General features: G+C 71.8%; 16 protein-coding genes. 3 read left to right on the top strand and 13 right to left on the bottom strand.

Going from position 1 to position 20,833, the window contains the following annotated elements:
* Positions 1–244: 244 nt before the first annotated feature.
* From ACZ6MA_RS32840 to ACZ6MA_RS32830, 3 genes are all read right to left on the bottom strand, one after another.
* Positions 245–1,255, bottom strand: a complete 1,011-nt coding sequence (locus tag ACZ6MA_RS32840) for a polyprenyl synthetase family protein (protein ID WP_469438450.1) — start codon at positions 1,253–1,255, stop codon at positions 245–247.
* 843 nt (positions 1,256–2,098) lie between these two features.
* Positions 2,099–3,301 (bottom strand): NAD(P)-binding domain-containing protein, encoded by a 1,203-nt coding sequence (locus ACZ6MA_RS32835; protein WP_469438448.1) that lies wholly within the window; start codon positions 3,299–3,301, stop codon positions 2,099–2,101.
* An 18-nt stretch (positions 3,302–3,319) separates the two neighbouring features.
* Entirely contained in the window at positions 3,320–4,576 is a 1,257-nt protein-coding gene (locus tag ACZ6MA_RS32830; protein ID WP_469438446.1) for a carboxylate--amine ligase, read from the bottom strand.
* A gap of 472 nt (positions 4,577–5,048) precedes the next feature.
* On the opposite strand from ACZ6MA_RS32830, the gene fahA reads away from it, so the two are divergent.
* The 3 genes from fahA (at position 5,049) to ACZ6MA_RS32815 (ending at position 7,523) form a co-directional block, all read left to right on the top strand.
* Positions 5,049–6,233, top strand: coding sequence for a fumarylacetoacetase (gene fahA, locus ACZ6MA_RS32825; protein ID WP_469438445.1), 1,185 nt, complete (start codon positions 5,049–5,051; stop codon positions 6,231–6,233).
* Positions 6,230–6,949, top strand: a complete 720-nt coding sequence (locus tag ACZ6MA_RS32820; RefSeq protein ID WP_469438443.1) for a GOLPH3/VPS74 family protein — start codon at positions 6,230–6,232, stop codon at positions 6,947–6,949. Before fahA ends, ACZ6MA_RS32820 begins: the two co-directional genes overlap by 4 nt.
* A 67-nt stretch (positions 6,950–7,016) precedes the next feature.
* Complete coding sequence (locus ACZ6MA_RS32815) at positions 7,017–7,523, top strand: hypothetical protein (RefSeq protein ID WP_469438441.1); 507 nt, start codon at positions 7,017–7,019, stop codon at positions 7,521–7,523.
* Between the two features lie 142 nt (positions 7,524–7,665).
* Here the strand turns inward: ACZ6MA_RS32815 and nuoN are convergent, their stop codons facing one another.
* Genes nuoN through nuoE form a run of 10 tightly spaced genes read right to left on the bottom strand, consistent with a single transcriptional unit; the run spans position 7,666 to position 20,809 of the window.
* Positions 7,666–9,318: an NADH-quinone oxidoreductase subunit NuoN gene (nuoN, locus tag ACZ6MA_RS32810; protein ID WP_469438440.1), complete on the bottom strand. Its 1,653-nt coding sequence runs from the start codon at positions 9,316–9,318 to the stop codon at positions 7,666–7,668.
* Positions 9,315–10,946 carry an NADH-quinone oxidoreductase subunit M gene (locus ACZ6MA_RS32805; protein WP_469438438.1) on the bottom strand — a complete coding sequence of 544 codons (1,632 nt, stop codon included), beginning with the start codon at positions 10,944–10,946 and terminating at the stop codon, positions 9,315–9,317. Before ACZ6MA_RS32805 ends, nuoN begins: the two co-directional genes overlap by 4 nt.
* 3 nt (positions 10,947–10,949) lie before the next feature.
* Positions 10,950–12,890: an NADH-quinone oxidoreductase subunit L gene (nuoL, locus tag ACZ6MA_RS32800; RefSeq protein WP_469438436.1), complete on the bottom strand. Its 1,941-nt coding sequence runs from the start codon at positions 12,888–12,890 to the stop codon at positions 10,950–10,952.
* Between the two features lie 12 nt (positions 12,891–12,902).
* Positions 12,903–13,202 carry an NADH-quinone oxidoreductase subunit NuoK gene (gene nuoK / locus ACZ6MA_RS32795; protein ID WP_469438434.1) on the bottom strand — a complete coding sequence of 100 codons (300 nt, stop codon included), beginning with the start codon at positions 13,200–13,202 and terminating at the stop codon, positions 12,903–12,905.
* Complete coding sequence (locus tag ACZ6MA_RS32790) at positions 13,199–14,029, bottom strand: NADH-quinone oxidoreductase subunit J (protein WP_469438432.1); 831 nt, start codon at positions 14,027–14,029, stop codon at positions 13,199–13,201. Before ACZ6MA_RS32790 ends, nuoK begins: the two co-directional genes overlap by 4 nt.
* Complete coding sequence (gene nuoI / locus ACZ6MA_RS32785) at positions 14,026–14,676, bottom strand: NADH-quinone oxidoreductase subunit NuoI (RefSeq protein WP_469438430.1); 651 nt, start codon at positions 14,674–14,676, stop codon at positions 14,026–14,028. The genes ACZ6MA_RS32790 and nuoI overlap by 4 nt, the downstream gene beginning before the upstream one ends.
* Positions 14,666–16,012 (bottom strand): NADH-quinone oxidoreductase subunit NuoH, encoded by a 1,347-nt coding sequence (gene nuoH, locus ACZ6MA_RS32780; protein WP_469438465.1) that lies wholly within the window; start codon positions 16,010–16,012, stop codon positions 14,666–14,668. Before nuoH ends, nuoI begins: the two co-directional genes overlap by 11 nt.
* Before the next feature lie 47 nt (positions 16,013–16,059).
* Positions 16,060–18,585: an NADH-quinone oxidoreductase subunit G gene (locus tag ACZ6MA_RS32775; protein ID WP_469438428.1), complete on the bottom strand. Its 2,526-nt coding sequence runs from the start codon at positions 18,583–18,585 to the stop codon at positions 16,060–16,062.
* Positions 18,582–19,970, bottom strand: a complete 1,389-nt coding sequence (nuoF, locus tag ACZ6MA_RS32770; RefSeq protein ID WP_469438426.1) for an NADH-quinone oxidoreductase subunit NuoF — start codon at positions 19,968–19,970, stop codon at positions 18,582–18,584. The genes ACZ6MA_RS32775 and nuoF overlap by 4 nt, the downstream gene beginning before the upstream one ends.
* Positions 19,967–20,809 (bottom strand): NADH-quinone oxidoreductase subunit NuoE, encoded by an 843-nt coding sequence (gene nuoE, locus ACZ6MA_RS32765; RefSeq protein WP_469438425.1) that lies wholly within the window; start codon positions 20,807–20,809, stop codon positions 19,967–19,969. The genes nuoF and nuoE overlap by 4 nt, the downstream gene beginning before the upstream one ends.
* Positions 20,810–20,833 lie beyond the last annotated feature (24 nt).

The following is a 20,833-nucleotide window of genomic DNA, read 5'->3' as shown; positions in this document are numbered from 1 at the left end:
CCACCCCTAGGCTCATTGTGGCCCGACCGCTCGGTGGGGGCGCGGGAGTCCGGGGTTTCCCCCGGGGAACGACACTGTCAATTCCACCGAACCGGCCACGCGAAGTCGTCAGCCGACGGGATCACTTCCCCGTAGTTCTCGGGGATGACACCCCTTAAGGGCCGTACCACCACAGGGGAATCGGCCGAGACCGAGCGGTCCCTCCCGGGGCGGGCCGGGGCGCTTCGGCCCCGGTGCGGCGGGCTCAGCCCGCCCGATGCACGACCGCGTCGCAGAGGTCCTCGAGCGCGGACTTCGCGTCGCACGCGGGCAGCGGCGCGAGGATCGCGCGTGCCTCCTGGGCGTAGCGGATGGTGTCGCGGCGCGCCTGCTCCAGGGCGGGGTGGGCGCGCAGCAGGCGCAGCACCTCGGCGTGCCGGGCGTCGTCGGTGAGGTCGCCGTCGAGCAGTTCGCACAGCCGGCGGTCGTCGGCCGAACCGCTGACGGCGGCCTGGGCGCGCAGGTGCAGCACGGGCAGGGTGGGGATGCCCTCGCGCAGGTCGGTGCCGGGGGTCTTGCCCGACTCGTGGGAGTCGCTGGCGATGTCGAGGACGTCGTCGGCGAGCTGGAAGGCCGTGCCGAGCCGCTCGCCGTAGTGGGTGAGGATCTCGATGGTGCGCTCGTCGGCACCGGACATCATCGCGCCGTAGCGGCCGGCGACGGCGATCAGCGAGCCGGTCTTGCCGGCGATGACGTCGAGGTAGTGCTCGATGGGGTCGCGGCCGTCACGCGGGCCCGCGGTCTCCAGGATCTGGCCGGTGACCAGACGCTCGAACGCCTCGGCCTGGATCCGCACGGCCTCCGGACCGAGGTCGGCCAGTATGTGCGAGGCCCGGGAGAAGAGGAAGTCGCCGGTCAGGACGGCCACGGAGTTGCCCCAGCGGGCGTTGGCGCTGTCCACGCCGCGCCGCACCTCGGCCTCGTCCATGACGTCGTCGTGGTAGAGCGTGGCCAGGTGCGTCAGCTCGACGACGACGGCCGACGGCACGATGCCCGGGGCGTACGGGTCGCCGAACTGGGCGGCGAGCATCACCAGCAGCGGCCGGAACCGCTTGCCTCCGGCCCGGACGAGGTGCTGGGCGGCCTCGGTGATGAAGGGCACACCGCTCTTGGTGGCCTCCAGGAGGCCCTCCTCGACGGCGGCCAACCCGGCCTGGACATCGGCTTCAAGAGCTTGGTCCCGCACGCTCAGCCCGAAAGGCCCGACGACGGTCACGAGGGGTACTCCTGTCTGCCTGCGAACACGGGGATTGTCGATGTGTCGCTGTCTCCACCAAAAGTCAGCGTATCCGGTCGACTGTGGATCACCGTGGGCGCCTGCCCGGGTGGCACTCTCCCGGGGCTCCCCGGCCGCGCTTCGGCTGCCGCCGTCACACTGCTCGACGTCTGCCCCGCCGTGTCCTTGATCACCCGGGGGTTGCCGCACAGACGTGCGGGTCCGCTTGCCGCGGGTGGCAGACCGGCCAGTGTTGCCGGCTGCGGCGGCGAGCCTCTCGCCTGGCCGGCGGTCGCTTCGGCCGCGGGCCGGCTGGCCGCCTGCGGCGGCGGGCGCCCTGCGGGCGCGTCCTCAAGCGCCGGACGGGCTTGATTTGGCTGGGCTCAGCCGCAACCGGCCCGGACGGGCTGATGGGGACAGCTCAGCCAAACCAGCCCGTCCGGCGATTGAGGACACAGCACAGCAGCCCGTCCGGCGCTTGAGGACACCGTCTGCCCCATCCAACCCCTCCGGCGTCCGAGGACATCTTCTGCCCTTATCCAGCCCGTCCGGCGCTGGAGGACGACACCTGCCCATCCAGCCCGTCCGGCGTCTGAGGACACCGTCTGCCCTACCCAGCCCGTCCGGCGTCTGAGGACGTTTGTCCCATCCAGCCCGTCCGGCGCTTGAGGACACCGTCACCGCCCACCCAGCCCGTCCGGCGCTTGAGGACGACCGGCAGGCAGCGGTGGTGCGGGCGCCGACTCTCAGGGGTGGTGCGGGCGCCGACTCGCACGGGTGGTGCGGGCGCCGACTCTCAGCGGTGGTGCGGGCGTCGGCGTGCAGCCGGGGGGCGGGTGGGGGTTAGAGCGCGGCCACCGCCTTGGCCAGGCGGGGGGAGGCGTACTCCGTGCCGCAGACGAACCGCATCACCGGGCCGTAGCTGGCGGCAGCCGGCAGGCCGGTGAAGAACAGGCCGGGCACGGAGGAGTGGTATCCGGGGCCCAGCAGCGGGCCGCCCGCGGCGACCGCGAGCTTGGCGCGCAGGCCGTGGCCCAGGAAGTCCAGGGCGGCGAGGTCCACCCGGTAGCCCGTCGCGGCCAGGACGTGATCGGCGGCCAGCTCACCGGCCGCACCGCCGTCACCGGCGAGGGTCAGCACCGGCCGTCCCGACTCCACCCGGGCCCGTGCGATCCGCTTGCCCTCCGTGACCTGTACCCGGCCGATGAACCGCTCCCGCAGCCACCAGGCGCCGAGCGGCCCCAGCACCCGCCCCACCAGGAACCGGCGGGCCGGGGCCGGAAGATGGCGGAAAGCGTCCGCGTAGTAGGAGAACACGTACAGCGACCAGGCCCGCCCGAAGGGGGACGTGGGGCGCAGCAGCGGCTGCCCGTCCGGCGCGGCCCCGAAGCGCACCGCGCCCCGGGTGCGGGCGACGACCCGTACGGAGGCGGCCCCGGCCTCGGCGAGCAGCACCGCGCTCTCCAGCGCCGACTGTCCGGCGCCCACCACCACGACGTCCTGACCGGCGAAGCGGGCGAGGTCGTGGTGTTGTGAGCTGTGCGAGACCGGGCCGCTCGGGGAGGGACCGTCGGGCACGGCGGCGGCCAGCTGGGGCGGCACATGGGCGAAGCCGCTCAGACCGGTGGCGACCACCACGGCGCGGGCTTCGAACTGCTCACCGGAGTCCAGCTTCAGGTCGAAGCCCGGCCGGGTGCCGCGCCGGTCGACCGAGACCACCCGCACCTGCTCCAGCTCCGGCACCAGCCGTTCCTGAAACCACAGCCCGTAGCGGGCGAAGGTCTCGACCGGGATCGGGTCCCAGTCCGACTCGTAGCGTCGCTCCCCCGTCGCGCGGCAGAAGTCGAGGAGGGTGTGCCCGGGCTGCGGGGCGTCGATGTTGGAGGCGTCGGGGGTGGATTTCAGCAGCATCCCGGCGGGCATGTTCGCCCGCCAGCTCACCATCGGTGAGCCGAGGACACGCACGGGAATGCCGCGTGCCCGCAGATGGGCGGCGGTCGACAGACCGTATGGGCCAGCCCCGATGACTGCTACCGGAAGTGTCACGAGTCCCCTCCCAGGGCGTTACTCGACGACGGCAGCGGCACGACGACGGGATCGCCACAGCTGCCACAGGTGCCGCACGCCCGGTCGTACGAACCGGGCGAGCATGGTGAAGAACGGCTTCATGTCGTCCGCCGCGGCCCAGGCCAGCTCGGTGCCGCTCGCCCGGGAGGGTGCGTGGGGGGTGGTGTAGCCGCTGCGGCGGTAGGCGGCGAGCGCGGGCAGATCGATGTTCTCCACGACGAAGCGGCGGCCCGCGCGCTGCTCCCCCTCGGGGACCTCACGGCCGGTGAGGTCCAGATGCTGGGCGCGCACCACGTCGATGCCCGCCACGCTCTCGAAGAGCCGGAACTGCGCCCCCATACGGGGGTTGAAGTCCAGCAGTTTGTAGCGGCCGTCGCGGCGGTCGTAGCGCCAGTCCAGGTCGATGATGCCGCTGAAACCGATTTGTTTGATGAACTGCTCGGCCAGCGCGGCGAGTTCGGGATTGTCGACGACGTACGCGTTGGCCGTCATGCCCGCGTGGGGCGGCCAGGAACGCACTTTGACCCCTGTGAACAACGCCAGCGGCGCGCTCTCCGCGTCGAAGTAGGCGTGCACGATCCAGTCCTCGGCGTCCTCGCGCGGCAGGTACTCCTGGAGGATCACCCCGGGCACCGGCCCCCAGCCGCGCGCCAGCTCCAGCAGCTCGCGGGGGCCGCCTATGCGCGTCGTGCCGTGCACGGCCGGCTGCCGACGGCGTTCGAACGCCTCCCGGTTCTTGGCCACCAGCGGGAAACGGGCGGTCGCCGCGTACTTCTCGACCTCCTCGAAGGAGGCGGGGAAGAGGGACGCCGGAGCGGGCACGCCGTGCTCCACGCACAGCTCGTACAGCCCCTGCTTGCTGGCGAGCCTGCGCGGTAACCCCCGCTCCACCGGCGGAAAGAGGAACGACCCGGTCAGCGTCTCGGCGTGCTCGGCGATGAGCACCGCCGCCTCTTCGTCGGTCGGCACCAGGACCGTGGGGCGTCCGATGGACCGCCCGATCGCGAGCAGCCCGTCGACCAGCTCCTCGGAGCACTCGGTGCCGGTGGTCGGCCAGACGAAGGCCCGGTCCAGATAGCGGGAGAGCGCCGCGGGGGTCCAGCGGTCCTCGGTGATCGCGTACATGGGGATCCCGAGCCGGCCGAGACTGCGGATGGCACCGACGCCGCCGTGGTGCAGGGGGTAGCCGCCGATCTTCACAATCAGTCCGGGCACCGACCGGTCCGCCGCGATGGGCGTGCTCCTGCTCGCCACCAGCACCCCCCTCGGCCACTCACCCGCAGCGGCCCCCCACTGTGTGTGACTCGACACAGGACGCTACTTCGGAATTGCTGCCTCCAGCAAGGAGATCCGGGACATTGCCAGCTCTTTTGCGGTTGTTCGGAGGGCGCGCGAACCAGCGCTTGCGCAGCCGTTCGAGCCTTGCGGCCGGCGATGCGGGGGCGCCCGGAGGGCGCGTGTTGCGGGCCTGCTCCTCCGCCGCGGTGGTGTCCTCAATCGCCGGACGGGCTTGATTCAAGCCCGTCCGGCGCTTGAGAACGCGCCCGCAGGGCGCTCGCCGCCGCAGGCGGCCAAGACGGCCCGCAGCCGAAGGACCGCCGGCCAGGCGAGAGGCGGCACAACAGGGCATCGGCCAAGATCCACCGGCCGAGCGAGAGCCACGTAATGTGGGGCCCAGTTTCCACCGGCCTCCAGGAGCGTCCCGGAGAAAGCGAGGCAGCGTCCCATGCCCGAGCACCGCCCCCGCGAACTGTCCGAAGGCGACCCCTTCGGCGCGGCCACCCTCCCCTACGGCGTGTTCACCACGCCCGACGCCCCGGACCGCCCCCGGGTGGGTGTCCGCTACGGCGACTTCGTGCTCGACGCGGCCGCCGCGGCGGCCGCCCACGGCTCCGCGCACGCCGCGCTGCTGGACCAGCCGACGCTCAACCCCTTGCTGGCCGCGGGCCGCCCCGTGTGGCAGGCCGTGCGCGCCGAGATCCGCGGCTGGCTCACCGGTCCGCACTTCCACCCGCTCGCCGACGTGACGCTGCGGCTGCCCTTCGAGGTCGCCGACTACGTGGACTTCTACGCGAGCGAGCACCACGCCACCAACGTCGGCCGGATCTTCCGGCCCGACGGCGAGCCGCTCACGCCCAACTGGAAGCACTTGCCCATCGGCTACCACGGCCGCGCCGGGACGATCGTGGTCTCCGGCACCGATGTCGTGCGCCCCCAGGGCCAGCGCAAGACCCCCGCCGACGCCATCCCCGTCTTCGGACCGTCCGTCCGGCTCGACATCGAGGCCGAGGTGGGCTTCGTCGTCGGTACCCCGGCACCGGAGGGCACCCCGGTCGCCCTCGACGACTTCCGCGAGCACGTCTTCGGCGTCTGCCTCGTCAACGACTGGTCGGCGCGCGACATCCAGGCCTGGGAGTACGTCCCGCTCGGCCCGTTCCTCGGCAAGTCCTTCGCGACCTCCGTCTCCGCGTGGATCACCCCGCTCGACGCCTTCGACGACGCCCGCACCGCACCGCCGCGGCGCACCCACCCGCTGCTGCCCTACCTCGACGACGCCGACAGCGAGCCGGGCGGCATCGATGTGCGCATCGAGGTCAGCATCAACGGCGAGATCGTCGCCCGGCCGCCGTTCGCCGCCATGTACTGGACGGCGGCGCAGCAGCTGGCCCATATGACGGTCAACGGCGCCTCGTTGCGCACCGGGGACTTCTTCGCCTCCGGCACGGTCAGCGGCCCCGAGCCCGACCAGCGCGGCTGCCTCCTCGAACTCACCGAGGGCAAGGGCCCGTACCTGGCCGACGGCGACGTGGTCACCCTGACGGCCTGGGCGCCGGGTCCCGACGGTGCCCGGATCGGCCTCGGCGAGGTCACCGGCCGTATCGTCCCCGCGCGCGGTACGACCACGCCATGAACCGGGGCACGCCGGACCTCACACTGCCGGAAGAACTGCTGCTGCTCGCCCTCCACCCGGAAAAGGGCAACCGGCTGTGCAGCTCCCGGTACCTGGGGTACGGCATGGCCGGGGCCGTGCTGGCCGAACTGCAGCTGGGCGGGCACATCAGGGAGGACCGGGTGCGCCCGGTCGTGCTCCCCGGCGTGCCGCCGGCCGACCGGCGGCTGGCCGGGGCTCTGCGGAGCCTCGGCGAGCCCGGTGCCAAGGCACCGAAGACCTACCGCTGGGTGCGGACCGCCGCCCGGTACGTGGAGGAGCCCTGGCTCACGGGGCTGGTGGAGCGGCGGGCCGTGCGCGCGGAGCGGCGGCGGGCCCTCGGCCTCTTCCCGTACACCAGGTATCCCGTCGGGCCCCTCGACCTGACCGCCGGGACCCGGCGGCGGTTCGAGGCGGCGCGGACGGCGGGCTGGCCCGACCAGCGCTCCCGGGCGCTCGCCGCCCTGGTGTTCGCCATAGGCGTCGGCGGTGTCCTCTACCCCGGCTGGGGCGCGCGGCACTCCCGCTCGGCCATGCGGGACGTCCTGGACCATTCGTGGACCGCCAAGGCGGTGCGGCGCAACATCCAGGCCGACAGGTCCAGCGGTTCCGGTGGCTTCGGCGGTGACGGGGCCAGTGGGGACGGCGGGGGCGACGGCGGAGGGGGCGGTGACGGCGGCGGAGGCGGAGGCGACTGAACGCCCCCGGCCCGCCGGAACGCGGCTGCTAACTTGGCATGTCCTGTTCGACGGCTGAGGAGAGTACGTGCGCAAGGCAGCGCAGTTCACGGGGGCGGCGCTCATCGCCGCTGTGCTGATGACCGGTTGCGGCAGCGGGAGCGACGGCGGCAAGGAGAAGGACAAGGAGACCGGGGCCACGGCACCGGCCTCCGGCAAGCCGGGCGCGGGCGGAGAGTCCGCCAAGCCCGGTGCCGGTGACCCCGCCAAGCTGGACGGCATGTGGAACCGCCAGAAGGGCAACGAGATCGTCCGCGTGACCCTCATGGGCAACACGGCCATCTCCGCCTCCGCGGGCGCGGTGTGCAACGGCCCGGCGACGCAGTCCGGCACCACGGTCAAGCTCGACCTCAAGTGCAACGCGAGCGACAACACCCGCGCCAAGGGCACCGCCACCCTCTCGGCCGACGGCAAGAAGCTCACGGTCAGCTGGGACAACGGCCCGACCGAGGACTTCACCAAGGATCCCATCAAGGTCGACATGCCGAAGATCGATATGCCGAAGATCGACGTCCCGACGATCCCTGCGGGCTGACGTCGCCCTGCGGGCGGGGCCGTCGGACTTCGGCTGCCGACCGCTGTGCCGCCTGCGGCGGCGGGCGCCCTGCGGGCGCGTCCTCAAGCGCCGGACGGGCTGCATTTGCAGCCCGTCCGGCGCTTGAGGACACCGCACAGTCCTAACGAACGAACGTGCCCGCCTGGCCCGCCAGGTCCAGGAAGTACTGCGGGGCAATCCCCAGGACGACGGTGACGGCCACCCCCACGGCGATGGCCGTGGACGTGAGCACGCTGGGCACGGCCACCGTCGGGCCGTCCGCCTTCGGCTCGCTGAAGAACATCAGCACGATCACCCGGATGTAGAAGAACGCGGCGATCGCCGAGGACAGCACACCCACGATGACCAGCGCTCCCGCGCCGCCCTGCGCCGCCGCCTTGAAGACCGCGAACTTCCCCGCGAAGCCGCTCGTGAGCGGAATGCCCGCGAAGGCCAGCAGGAAGACCGCGAAGACGGCCGCGACCAGCGGCGAACGCCGCCCCAGGCCCGCCCACTTCGCCAGGTGGGTGGCCTCGCCGCCCGCGTCGCGCACCAGCGTCACGACCGAGAAGGCGCCGAGCGTCACGAAGGAGTAGGCGGCGAGGTAGAACAGCACCGAGGAGATGCCGTCCGGGCTGGTCGCGATGACACCGGCGAGGATGAACCCCGCGTGCGCGATGGAGGAATAGGCCAGCAGCCGCTTCACGTCCGTCTGCGTCACGGCCACGATCGCGCCGACCAGCATCGTGACGATCGCGACGCCCCACATGACCGGCCGCCAGTCCCACCGCATCCCCGGCAGGACCACGTACAGCAGCCGCAGCAGGGCACCGAAGGCGGCGACCTTCGTCGCGGCCGCCATGAAGCCGGTGACGGGCGTCGGGGCGCCCTGGTAGACGTCGGGGGTCCACATGTGGAACGGCACCGCGCCGACCTTGAACAGCAGGCCCATCAGCACCAGCGCGCCGCCGATCAGCAACAGCGCGTCGTTGCCCATGGTCGAGGCCAGCGCGGGGTCGACCGTGCGGGTGGTGCCGCTCACCACCTCGGCGATGCCGGAGTACGTGACGGTGCCCGCGTAGCCGTACAGGAGCGCCACCCCGAAGAGCAGGAAGGCGGAGGAGAAGGCACCGAGGAGGAAGTACTTGACCGCCGACTCCTGGGACAGCAGCCGCTGGCGGCGGGCCAGCGCGCACAGCACGTACAGCGGGAGGGAGAAGACCTCCAGCGCGACGAAGAGCGTCAGCAGGTCGTTCGCGGCGGGGAAGACCAGCATCCCGCCGACCGCGAAGAGCGCGACCGGGAAGACCTCGGTGGTGGTGAATCCCGCCTTCACCGCGGCCTGTTCGGCCTCGCCGCCGGGGACCGCGGAGGCCTGCGCCGCGAAGGAGTCCACCCGCTTGCCGTGCGCCGCCGGATCGAGCCGGCGTTCGGCGAAGGTGAGGACGGCGATCAGCGAGACGAGGAGAATGGTGCCCTGGAGGAACAGCGCCGGACCGTCGACGGCGACGGCCCCCATGGCGGCGATGCGGGCCTTGTCGCCCGCGTGGCCGCCCGCCGCCAGGGCCACCACGGCCGCGAAGGCGGCGGCGAGGCCGACGGCGGACAGCAGCAGCTGTGCGTGGTACCGGGCGCGGCGCGGCAGGAACGCCTCGACGAGAATGCCCAGGACCGCGACGCCGAGCACGATCAGCGTCGGTGACAGCTGGGCGTACTCGATGTGCGGCGCGGGGATCTCCCTGGGGGGATCGGCCGCCAGTGTCCACAGGCTGTGGACGGATGCTGCGTGGCTCACTTCGCGGCCTCCACATCGGTCACGGGCACATCGGGCTTGGGATCGACCTTGTCCACCTGGGTCATCGTGTGCTCGACGGCCGGGTCGACGATCTCGGTCACCGGCTTCGGATAGACCCCGAGGAAGATCAACAGGGCGATGAGAGGGGCGACGACGACCAGCTCACGCACCCGCAGGTCCGGCATGCTCCGGACGGAGTCCTTCACCGGGCCGGTCATGGTGCGCTGGTACAGCACGAGGACGTACAGCGCGGCGAGCACGATGCCGAACGTCGCGACGGCCCCGATGACCGGGTAGCGGCTGAACGTGCCGGCCAGCACCAGGAATTCGGAGACGAAGGGCGCGAGCCCCGGCAGGGACAGCGTGGCCAGACCGCCGACGAGGAACGTCCCCGCGAGGACCGGGGCGACCTTCTGGACGCCGCCGTAGTCGGCGATGAGCCGCGAGCCGCGCCGGGAGATCAGGAAGCCCGCGACGAGCATCAGCGCGGCCGTGGAGATCCCGTGGTTGACCATGTAGAGCGTCGCGCCGCCCTGGCCCTGGCTGGTCATCGCGAAGATACCGAGGACGATGAAGCCGAAGTGCGAGATCGAGGCGTAGGCGACCAGCCGCTTGATGTCCCGCTGGCCGACCGCGAGGAGCGCGCCGTAGAGGATGCTGACGAGCGCGAGCACCAGGATCACGGGGGTCGCCCACTTCGACGCCGCCGGGAAGAGCTGGAGGCAGAAGCGCAGCATCGCGAACGTGCCGACCTTGTCCACCACGGCGGTGATCAGCACGGCGACGGGGGCGGTGGCCTCGCCCATGGCGTTGGGCAGCCAGGTGTGCAGCGGCCACAGTGGCGCCTTCACCGCGAAGGCGAAGAAGAAACCGAGGAACAGGGCCCGTTCGGTGGTGGTGGCGAGGTCCAGCTTGCCGTCCGCCCGGGCCTGGACGATCTCCTGGAGGGAGAAGGTGCCGGTGCCGAGCTGGTCGGCGGTGACCGCGTACAGCCCGATGACGGCGGCCAGCATGATCAGCCCGCCGGCCAGGTTGTAGAGCAGGAACTTCATCGCGGCGTAGGACCGCTGGGCCGCCGTCTCCGCCTCGCCGCGCTCGCCGGCCCGGTCGCCGAAGCCGCCGATGAGGAAGTACATCGGGACCAGCATGGCTTCGAAGAAGATGTAGAAGAGGAAGACGTCGGTGGCCTCGAAGGAGATCACCACCATGGCCTCGACCATGAGGATCAGGGCGAAGAAGCCCTGGGTGGGCCGCCAGCGCGAGGAGGGGACCGCGGCGGAGCCGCCGTCGGACCCCGCGAGGGGGTCGGCGTCGTGCCAGCCCGCCAGGATCACGAAGGGGATCAGCAGGGCGGTCAGGGCGATCAGGACGACGGCGATGCCGTCCACGCCCAGTTCGTAGCGGACCCCGAAGTCCTGGATCCAGGCGTGGGATTCGGTGAGCTGGAACGGCCCCTCGCCGTTTGGATCGAACCGGACGAGCTGCACGGCGGCGAGCGCGAGGGTGGCGAGCGAGAAGACCAGCGCGAGCCATTTGGCGGCCGAGCGCCGTGCGGCCGGGACGGCGGCGGTGACGACCGCGCCGAGCGCGGGAACCACGGCCGTGGCCGTCAGCAGGGGAAATGACATGGATCAGACCGCCCTCATCAGCAGGGTGGCGACGATGAGCACCGCCGCACCGCCGAACATCGAGACCGCGTAACTGCGCGCGTAACCGTTCTGCAGCTTGCGCATCCGGCCCGAGAGCCCGCCGACGGAGGCGGCGGTGCCGTTGACGACGCCGTCCACCAGGCTGTGGTCGACGTAGACCAGGCTGCGGGTGAGGTGCTCGCCGCCACGGACGAGCACCACGTGGTTGAAGTCGTCCTGGAGCAGATCCCGGCGGGCCGCCCGGGTCAGCAGGCTGCCGCGCGGCGCGGTGACCGGAACGGGCCGGCGCCCGTACTGGAACCAGGCGAGCGCGACGCCGACGACGAGCACCACCACCGTCGCGGCCGTCACCGTCAGGGCGCTGACCGGCGAGTCGCCGTGGTCGTGGCCGGTGACGGGCTCCAGCCACTTCAGGAAGGCGTCGTTGACGCTGAACAGCCCGCCCGCGAAGACGGAACCGAAGGCCAGGACCACCATGGGGATGGTCATGGTCCGGGGCGATTCGTGCGGGTGGGGCAGCTCGCCCTCGCCGCGCGTCCCGGCGGCGGGTTCGGCGCTGGGCTCGTCCGGCGAGGGCGCGGGGCGCCACCGCTCCGCACCGAAGAACGTCATGATCATCACGCGGGTCATGTAGTACGCCGTGATGGCCGCGCCGAGCAGCGCCGCGCCGCCCAGGATCCAGCCCTCCGTGCCGCCCTTGGCGAAGGCGGCTTCGATGATCTTGTCCTTGGAGAAGAACCCGGACAGCCCGGGGAAGCCGATGATGGCGAGATAGCCGAGTCCGAAGGTGACGAACGTGACCGGCATGTACTTCCGCAGACCGCCGTAGCGCCGCATGTCGACCTCGTCGTTCATGCCGTGCATGACCGAACCGGCGCCGAGGAAGAGACCCGCCTTGAAGAAGCCGTGGGTCACCAGGTGCATGATCGCGAAGACGTAGCCGACCGGGCCGAGCCCGGCGGCGAGGATCATGTACCCGATCTGGGACATCGTCGAGCCCGCCAGGGCCTTCTTGATGTCGTCCTTCGCGCAACCGACGATCGCACCGAAGAGCAGCGTGACCGCGCCGACGGTGACGACCGCCAACTGGGCGTCCGGGGCGCCGTTGAAGATCGCCCCGGAGCGGGTGATCAGATACACGCCGGCGGTCACCATCGTCGCCGCGTGGATGAGGGCCGAGACCGGGGTCGGGCCCTCCATCGCGTCACCGAGCCAGGACTGCAGCGGCACCTGGGCGGACTTGCCGCAGGCGGCGAGCAGCAGCATCAGCCCGACGGCCGTCAGCCTTCCCTCCCCCGCGTCCCCGGCGCTCTCCAGGACGGGCCCGAAGGCGAAGGTGCCGAAGGTGGTGAACATCAGCATGATGGCGATCGAGAGGCCGACGTCACCGACGCGGTTGACGAGGAACGCCTTCTTCGCGGCGGTGGCCGCGCTCGGCTTGTGCTGCCAGAAGCCGATCAGCAGGTACGAGGCGAGACCGACGCCCTCCCAGCCCACGTACAGCAGCAGGTAGTTGTCGGCGACGACGAGCAGCAGCATGGCGGCGAGGAAGAGGTTCAGATAGCCGAAGAAACGCCGCCGCCGCTCGTCGTGCGCCATGTAGCCGATCGAGTACAGATGGATCAGCGTGCCCACGCCCGTGATCAGCAGGACGAAGGTCATCGACAACTGGTCGAGCTGGAAGCCGACGTCCGCCCGGAAGTCGCCGACCGGCACCCAGCTGAACACGGTGGTGTGCAGGGCCCGCCGCTCGCCGTCACGGCCCAGCATGTCGGCGAAGAGCACCGCGCCGATGACGAACGACGCGGCCGCGAACAGGGTGCCGATCGCGTGGCCGCTCCTGTCCAGCCGCCGCCCGCCGCACAGCAGCACGGCCGCGCCCAGCAGCGGTGCCGCCACGAGCAATCCGATGAGGTTCTCCACGTCAGCGTCCCCTTACAGCTTCAGCAGGCTGGCGTCGTCGACCGAGGCCGAGTGGCGGGAGCGGAAGATCGTCATGATGATCGCGAGGCCGATGACGACTTCGGCGGCGGCCACGACCATCGTGAAGAAGGCGATGATCTGGCCGTCGAGGTTGCCGTGCATCCGGGAGAAGGTGACGAACGCCAGGTTGCAGGCGTTCAGCATCAGCTCGACGCACATGAAGACGACGATCGCGTTCCGCCGGATGAGCACGCCGGACGCCCCGATGGTGAACAACAGGGCCGCCAGGTACAGGTAGTTGACCGGATTCACTTGGCGGCCCCCTTCTGGTCCTCGCTGTGGCCCCGCTCCAGCCAGTCCCCGGAGCGCTGCTCCAGGGCCGCGAGTTCGGCGAGCGCCTCGCCGGAGACGTCACGCATCTGCCCCCGGGCGCGCAGCGTCGGGCTGACGGAGAGTTCGGAGGTCGTGCCGTCGGGCAGCAGGGCGGGGATGTCGACGGCGTTGTGCCGGGCGTAGACACCGGGCGCGGGCAGCGGTGGCAGCTGCTTGCCCTCCCGGACGCGGGCCTCGGACCGCTCGCGCTGGGTGGGGGCGCGCTCGGCGCGCTCGCGGTGGGTGAGCACCATCGCGCCGACGGCGGCGGTGATCAGCAGGGCGCCGGTGATCTCGAAGGCGAAGACGTACTTGGTGAAGATGAGGGCGGCGAGGCCCTGGACGTTGCCGCCGGAGTTGGCCTGGCCGAGTCCGTTGAAGTGCCGGAGCGAGGCGTTGCCGAGGCCGGCGACGAGCAGGATGCCGAAGCCCAGTCCGCAGCCGGCGGCGAGCCAGCGCTGCCCCTTGATCGTCTCCTTGAGGGAGTCGGCGGCGGTGACGCCGACGAGCATGACGACGAAGAGGAAGAGCATCATGATCGCGCCGGTGTAGACGACGATCTGGACGACGCCGAGGAAGTACGCGCCGTTGGCGAGGTAGAAGACCGCCAGGATGATCATGGTGCCGGCCAGGCACAGTGCGCTGTGCACGGCCTTGCGCATCAGCACGGTGGCGAGCGCGCCGAGCACGGCGACGGTGCCCAGCACCCAGAACTGGACGGCCTCGCCGGTGGAGGTGGCGGAAGCGGCGGTGGTGAGGGCGCTCATTTTCCGGCCACCTTCCGCGACGCGGGCTCCTCGGGGCCGAAGTCGGAGGAACCCTCCTGCGGCTGCTCCCCCTTGGCGGCGGCCGTCTGCCGGACCGTCCCCGGGGCGGCGCCGGTCACCAGGCCTCGGTAGTAGTCCTGCTCGGTCATCCCGGGGAAGATCGCGTGCGGGGTGTCGACCATGCGGTCGTCCAGGCCCGCCAGCAGCTCTTCCTTGGTGTAGATGAGGGATGCCCGGCTGGTGTTGGCCAGTTCGTACTCGTTGGTCATCGTCAGCGCCCGGGTGGGGCACGCCTCGACACACAGTCCGCAGAGGATGCAGCGCAAATAGTTGATCTGGTAGACGCGGCCGTAGCGCTCGCCCGGGGAGTAGCGCTCCTCGTCGGTGTTGTCCGCGCCCTCCACATAGATCGCGTCCGCCGGGCAGGCCCACGCGCACAGCTCGCAGCCGACGCACTTCTCCAGCCCGTCGGGGTGGCGGTTGAGCTGGTGACGGCCGTGGAAGCGGGGGGCGGTGAGCTTCTTCTCCTCCGGGTACTGCTCGGTCAGCCGCTTCTTGAACATGGCCTTGAAGGTCACGCCGAAGCCGGCCACGGGGTTCTGGAAGGGGGCCCGGGGGGTGTCCCCCCGGGAGGATTCAGCAGGCACCACCGGCCTCCTTTCCGTCACGCGAGTCGTTACTGAGAGTATCGACGCCACCACTGACAATCAGCTCGCGGTCCTGGCGCGAGGGCCGGCGGGGCACCGGCGGCAGCGACTGCCCGGGCAGCGGTGGCACGGGGAAGCCGCCCGCCATCGGATCGAAGCCGGGCCCCGGCCCGGCGGGGGCGCCGTCGGCCCCGTCCCGCTGTCCGCCGCGGTCCCGGAAGATGTCGAACACGAAGGAGACCAGCAGGATCGCCACGACCGCGCCGCCGATGTAGAGCACGATCTCCTGGAAGTCGTAGCGCTCGTTCCGCAGCGCCCGCACCGTGGCGACGAGCATCAGCCACACCATCGAGACGGGGATGAGGACCTTCCACCCCAGCTTCATGAACTGGTCGTAGCGCAGCCGCGGCAGCGTGCCGCGCAGCCAGATGAAGAAGAACAGCAGCAGTTGGAGCTTGATGACGAACCAGAGCATCGGCCACCAGCCGTGGTTCGCGCCCTCCCAGAACGCCGAGATCGGGTAGGGAGCCCGCCAGCCGCCCAGGAAGAGCGTCACCGCGACCGCCGAGACGGTGACCATGTTGACGTACTCGGCCAGCATGAACATCGCGAACTTGATCGAGGAGTACTCGGTGTTGAAGCCGCCGACCAGGTCGCCCTCGGACTCGGGCAGGTCGAACGGCGCCCGGTTCGTCTCGCCGACCATCGACACGATGTAGATCAGGAAGGACACCGGCAGCAGCAGCGCGTACCACCGGTCCTGCTGGGCGTCGACGATCGTCGACGTCGACATGGACCCGGAGTAGAGGAAGACGGCGGCGAACGAGACGCCCATCGCGATCTCGTAGGAGATCATCTGCGCGCACGAGCGCAGGCCGCCGAGCAGCGGGTACGTCGAGCCGGAGGACCAGCCCGCGAGGACGATGCCGTAGATGCCGATGGAGGCGGTGGCGAGGATGTAGAGCACCGCGATCGGCAGATCGGTCAGCTGCATCGTGGTGCGGTGGCCGAAGATGGAGACCTCGTCGCCCGCCGGGCCGAAGGGGATCACCGCGATGGCCATGAAGGCCGGAACGGCGGCGACGACCGGGGCGAGGAGATAGACCACCTTGTCGGCGCGCTTGACGATCACGTCCTCTTTGAGCATCAGCTTGATGCCGTCCGCGAGGGACTGCAGCATCCCCCACGGCCCGTGCCGGTTGGGGCCGATGCGCAGCTGCATCCACGCGACGATCTTGCGCTCGAAGACGATCGAGAGCAGCACGGTCACCATGACGAACGCGAAGCAGAAGACCGCCTTGAGGGCGACCAGCCACCAGGGGTCCCGGCCGAACATCGTCAGGTCCTCGGCGGCCAGTTCGCGCAGCGGGGCCAGGTTCGTGATCACAGCCGGACCTCCCGCGCTCCGGTGCCGGCCGTATCCGCCCCGGATGGATCGGCCCCGATCCGTACCAGGGCTCCCGGGCCCGCGCCCACGGCGTCGGCGACCGAGCCGCCGACGGAGTTCAGCGGCAGCCACACCACCCGGTCCGGCATGGCCGTCACGGCGAGCGGCAGCCGCACGGTCCCGGCCGGGCCGGTCACCGCCAGCGGTTCGCCGTCGCGTACGCCGGCCTCCGCCGCCGTGGCGGCGGAGAGCCGGGCGAGTGCCGCGTGCCGGGTGGCGGCCAGGGCCTCGTCGCCGTCCTGCAGCCGTCCCTCGTCGAGCAGCAGGCGGTGGCCCGCGAGGACCGCCTCGCCGCGCCGGGGGACGGGCACCGGGCGGCCGGGTTCGGCCGGGTCCGCCGCGTGGGCGCCGCTCCAGGTGCCGAGCCGGGTCAGCTCGGCCCGGGCGGCCGGGACGTCCGGCAGCGCGAGGGCCGCGCCCATGGCGTCCGCCAGCATGTGCAGCACCCGGACGTCCGGCATGAGGTGGCGCCGGGTCACCTGGTCCGGTTTGATCGCGATCTCGAACGGGCGGGCCCGGCCCTCCCAGTTGAGGAACGTGCCGGTCTTCTCCGCCACCGCGGCGACCGGCAGCACCACGTCCGCCCGGTCCGTCACCTCGCTCGGCCGCTGTTCCAGGCTGACGAGGAAGCCGATGGCGTCCAGCGCGGCACGCGCGCGTGCCGGATCGGGCAGGTCCGCGACCTCCACCCCGGCCACCACCAGGGCGCCCAGCTCGCCGGTGGCCGCCGCCTCGATGATCTGGCCGGTGTCCCGCCCGGGGCTGCGGGGCAGTTCGCCCGTGCCCCACGCGAGGGCGGTCTCCTCCCGCGCGCGCGGGTCGGTGGCCGGACGGCCGCCCGGCAGCAGACCCGGCAGGGCACCCGCCTCCAGCGCGCCCCGCTCGCCCGCCCGGCGCGGGATCCACACCAGCGCCGCCCCGGTCGCCGTGGCCGCCGCGACGGCGGCGGTCAGGGCGCCCGGCACGGCCGCCGCCCGCTCCCCCACCACGATCACCGATCCGGGGGCGCGCAGCGCGTCGGCCGCGGCCCGGCCGCCGGTGTCGAGCCCGCCGGAGAGGCCGGTGGGGTCCGCCAGGGCCCGCAGCCACTCGGTCTCGGTGCCGGGGGCGGCGGGCAGCAGCGTGCCGCCGGCCTTGGTGAGCCCCCGGGTGGCGTGTGTGGCGAGCGCGAAGAGGCGCTGCCCGTGCTTGCGGTGCGCCTTGCGCAGCCGCAGGAACACCCCGGGCGCCTCCTCCTCCGCCTCGAAGGCGACGAGCAGCACCGCCGGGGCGTTCTCCAGCGCGCGGTAGGTCGCCCCGCCGCCGTCGAGGTCCCGGCCGCGCCCGGCGACCCGGGCCGCGAGGAAGTCGGCCTCTTCGGCGCTGTGCGCGCGGGCGCGGAAGTCGATGTCATGGGTGTCGAGGGCGACCCGGGCGAACTTGGCGTAGGCGTAGGCGTCCTCGACGGTCAGCCGGCCGCCCGTGAGCACCCCGGCCCGGCCGCGCGCGGCGGCGAGCCCGCGGGCCGCGGCGTCGAGCGCCTCGGGCCAGCTCGCCGGCTCCAACGCCCCGTCGGCGCCCCGCACGAGCGGGTGCGTCAGCCGGTCGGGCCGTTGCGCGTAGCGGAACGCGAAGCGGCCCTTGTCGCACACCCATTCCTCGTTGACCTCGGGGTCGTCGGCAGCGAGGCGGCGCATGACCTTGCCGCGCCGGTGGTCCGTGCGGGTCGCGCAGCCGCCCGCGCAGTGCTCGCAGACCGTCGGCGAGGAGACCAGGTCGAAGGGCCGGGCCCGGAACCGGTAGGCCGCCGAGGTGAGCGCGCCCACCGGGCAGATCTGGATGGTGTTGCCGGAGAAGTACGACTCGAAGGGGTCGCCCTCGCCGGTGCCGACCTGTTGCAGCGCGCCGCGCTCCAGCAGCTCGATCATCGGGTCGCCCGCGATCTGCTGGGAGAAGCGGGTGCAGCGCGCGCAGAGCACGCACCGCTCGCGGTCCAGCAGCACCTGGGGGGAGATGGGCACCGGCTTCTCGAAGGTGCGCTTGTGGCCCTCGAAGCGGGTGTCGGCCTGTCCGGCGGACATGGCCTGGTTCTGCAGGGGGCACTCGCCGCCCTTGTCGCAGACCGGGCAGTCGAGCGGGTGGTTGATGAGCAGCAGCTCCATCACCCCGCGCTGGGCCTTGTCGGCGACGGGTGAGGTGAGCTGGGTCCGGACCACCATGCCGTCCGTGCAGGTGATGGTGCAGGACGCCATCGGCTTGCGCTGGCCCTCGACCTCGACGATGCACTGGCGGCAGGCGCCGGCGGGGTCGAGCAGCGGGTGGTCGCAGAACCGGGGGATCGCGATGCCGAGCAGTTCGGCGGCCCGGATGACGAGGGTTCCCTTGGGGACGGAGAGGGCGATGCCGTCGATGGTGACGGAGACGAGATCGTCCGGCGGCGGTGCCGCCTCTCCTCCGGAGGGGGCGGACGTGGTGACGGTCATGCGTGCACCTCCGGGTGCGACGTCCTGGTGTCGTCGGCCCACACCGTCGACGCGGCCGGGTCGAAGGGGCAGCCCTTGCCGGTGATGTGCCGTTCGTACTCCTCGCGGAAGTACTTCAGCGAGGAGAAGATCGGGCTCGCGGCGCCGTCGCCGAGGGCGCAGAAGGACTTGCCGTTGATGTTGTCGGCGATGTCGTTGATCTTGTCGAGGTCGGCCATGCGCCCCTTGCCGGCCTCGATGTCCCGGAGCAACTGCACCAGCCAGTAGGTGCCTTCGCGGCAGGGGGTGCACTTGCCGCACGACTCGTGGGCGTAGAACTCGGTCCAGCGGGTGACGGCCCGCACGACGCAGGTCGTCTCGTCGAAGCACTGGAGGGCCTTGGTGCCGAGCATCGACCCGGCGGCGCCCACCGCCTCGTAGTCCAGCGGCACGTCGAGGTGCTCGTCGGTGAACATCGGGGTGGAGGAGCCGCCCGGGGTCCAGAACTTGAGCCGGTGGCCGGGGCGCATGCCGCCGCTCATCTCCAGCAGCTGGCGCAGGGTGATGCCCAGCGGCGCTTCGTACTGGCCGGGTCCGGCGACGTGGCCGCTGAGGGAGTACAGCGTGAAGCCCGGGGACTTCTCGCTGCCCATCGAGCGGAACCAGTCCTTGCCGCGGGCCATGATCGCGGGGACCGAGGCGATGGACTCGACGTTGTTCACCACGGTGGGGCAGGCGTAGAGCCCGGCGACCGCGGGGAAGGGGGGCCGGAGCCGGGGCTGTCCGCGGCGGCCTTCGAGCGAGTCCAGGAGTGCCGTTTCCTCGCCGCAGATGTACGCCCCCGCTCCCGCGTGCACGGTGATCTCGACGTCGAGTCCGCTGCCGAGGATGTTCCGGCCGAGGTAGCCCGCCGCGCGGGCCTCGCGCACGGCCTCGTGCAGCCGGCGCAGCACGGGGACGGTCTCGCCGCGCAGGTAGATGAAGGCGTGTTCCGAGCGGATCGCGTAACAGGCGATCAGCATGCCCTCGATGAGGGAGTGCGGATTGGCGAAGAGCAGCGGGATGTCCTTGCAGGTGCCCGGCTCGGACTCGTCCGCGTTGACGACGAGGTAGTGCGGTTTGCCGTCGCCCTGCGGGATGAACTGCCACTTCATCCCGGTCGGGAAGCCCGCGCCGCCCCTGCCCCGCAGCCCGGAGTCCTTGACGTAGGCGATCACTTCGTCGGGGGACATCGCCAGTGCCTTGCGCAGGCCCTGGTAGCCGTCGTGCCGCCGGTAGGTCTCCAGCGTCCAGGACCGCGGCTCGTCCCAGAAGGCGCTCAGCACGGGGGAGAGCAGTTTCTCCGGGCCGGTCTCTCCCGCGACCCGCGGCCGGGAGGTGCCACCATTCGCGGCTGCCACGGTCATCCCTTCCCCTCCTCGTCGTCCCCGTCGACCGGCCCGGCCGGGAAGTGGGGGTCGGAGTCGGACGTCTGCTGGGGTGCGTCGTGCGAGCTGGGGTGCCGCCGGGGCGGCTGTTCCCCGGGGTGCGGGGTGGTGTCCTGCTGCGGAACGCCACCGTGCCTGGGTGTGACCCGGGCCGGGCCGCTTTCGCCCCGGGCGAGCCGTAGCCCGGCCAGGGAGGCGTGCCCGGCCCCGCCGGTCGCCTCGACGGCGCCCGGCCGCTCGTCGGGGAAGCCGGCCAGGATGCGGGCCGTCTCCCGGTAGGTGCACAGGGGCGCGCCGCGCGTCGGCTCCACCGTGCGGCCCGCGCGCAGGTCGTCGACGAGCCGCTTGGCGCTCTCGACGGTCTGGTTGTCGAAGAACTCCCAGTTGACCATCACGACGGGCGCGAAGTCGCAGGCCGCGTTGCACTCGATGTGTTCGAGGGTGACCTTGCCGTCGGGGGTCGTCTCCTCGTTGCCGACGCCGAGGTGCTCCTTGAGGGCGTCGAAGATGGCGTCGCCGCCCAGCACCGCGCACAGGGTGTTGGTGCAGACCCCGACCTGGTAGTCACCGCTGGGCCGGCGGCGGTACATGGTGTAGAAGGTCGAGACCGCGGTGACCTCGGCGGTGGTCAGGCCGAGCCGCTCGGCGCAGAAGCGGATGCCGGTGCGGGTGACGTGTCCTTCCTCGGCCTGTACGAGGTGCAGCAGCGGCAGCAGCGCGCTGCGGCTGTCGGGGTAGCGGGCGATTACCTCCGTGGCGTCCGCGTCGAGCCGGGCGCGTACCTCGGCGGGGTAGTCGGGGGCGGGGAGCTGCGGCATCCCCAGCTGTACCCCTGGACTGTT

The organism is Streptomyces sp. NPDC042259, assembly GCF_055582085.1.
Note: the sequence above shows the minus strand (reverse complement) of the source record. Positions and strands in the feature narration are given on the sequence as shown.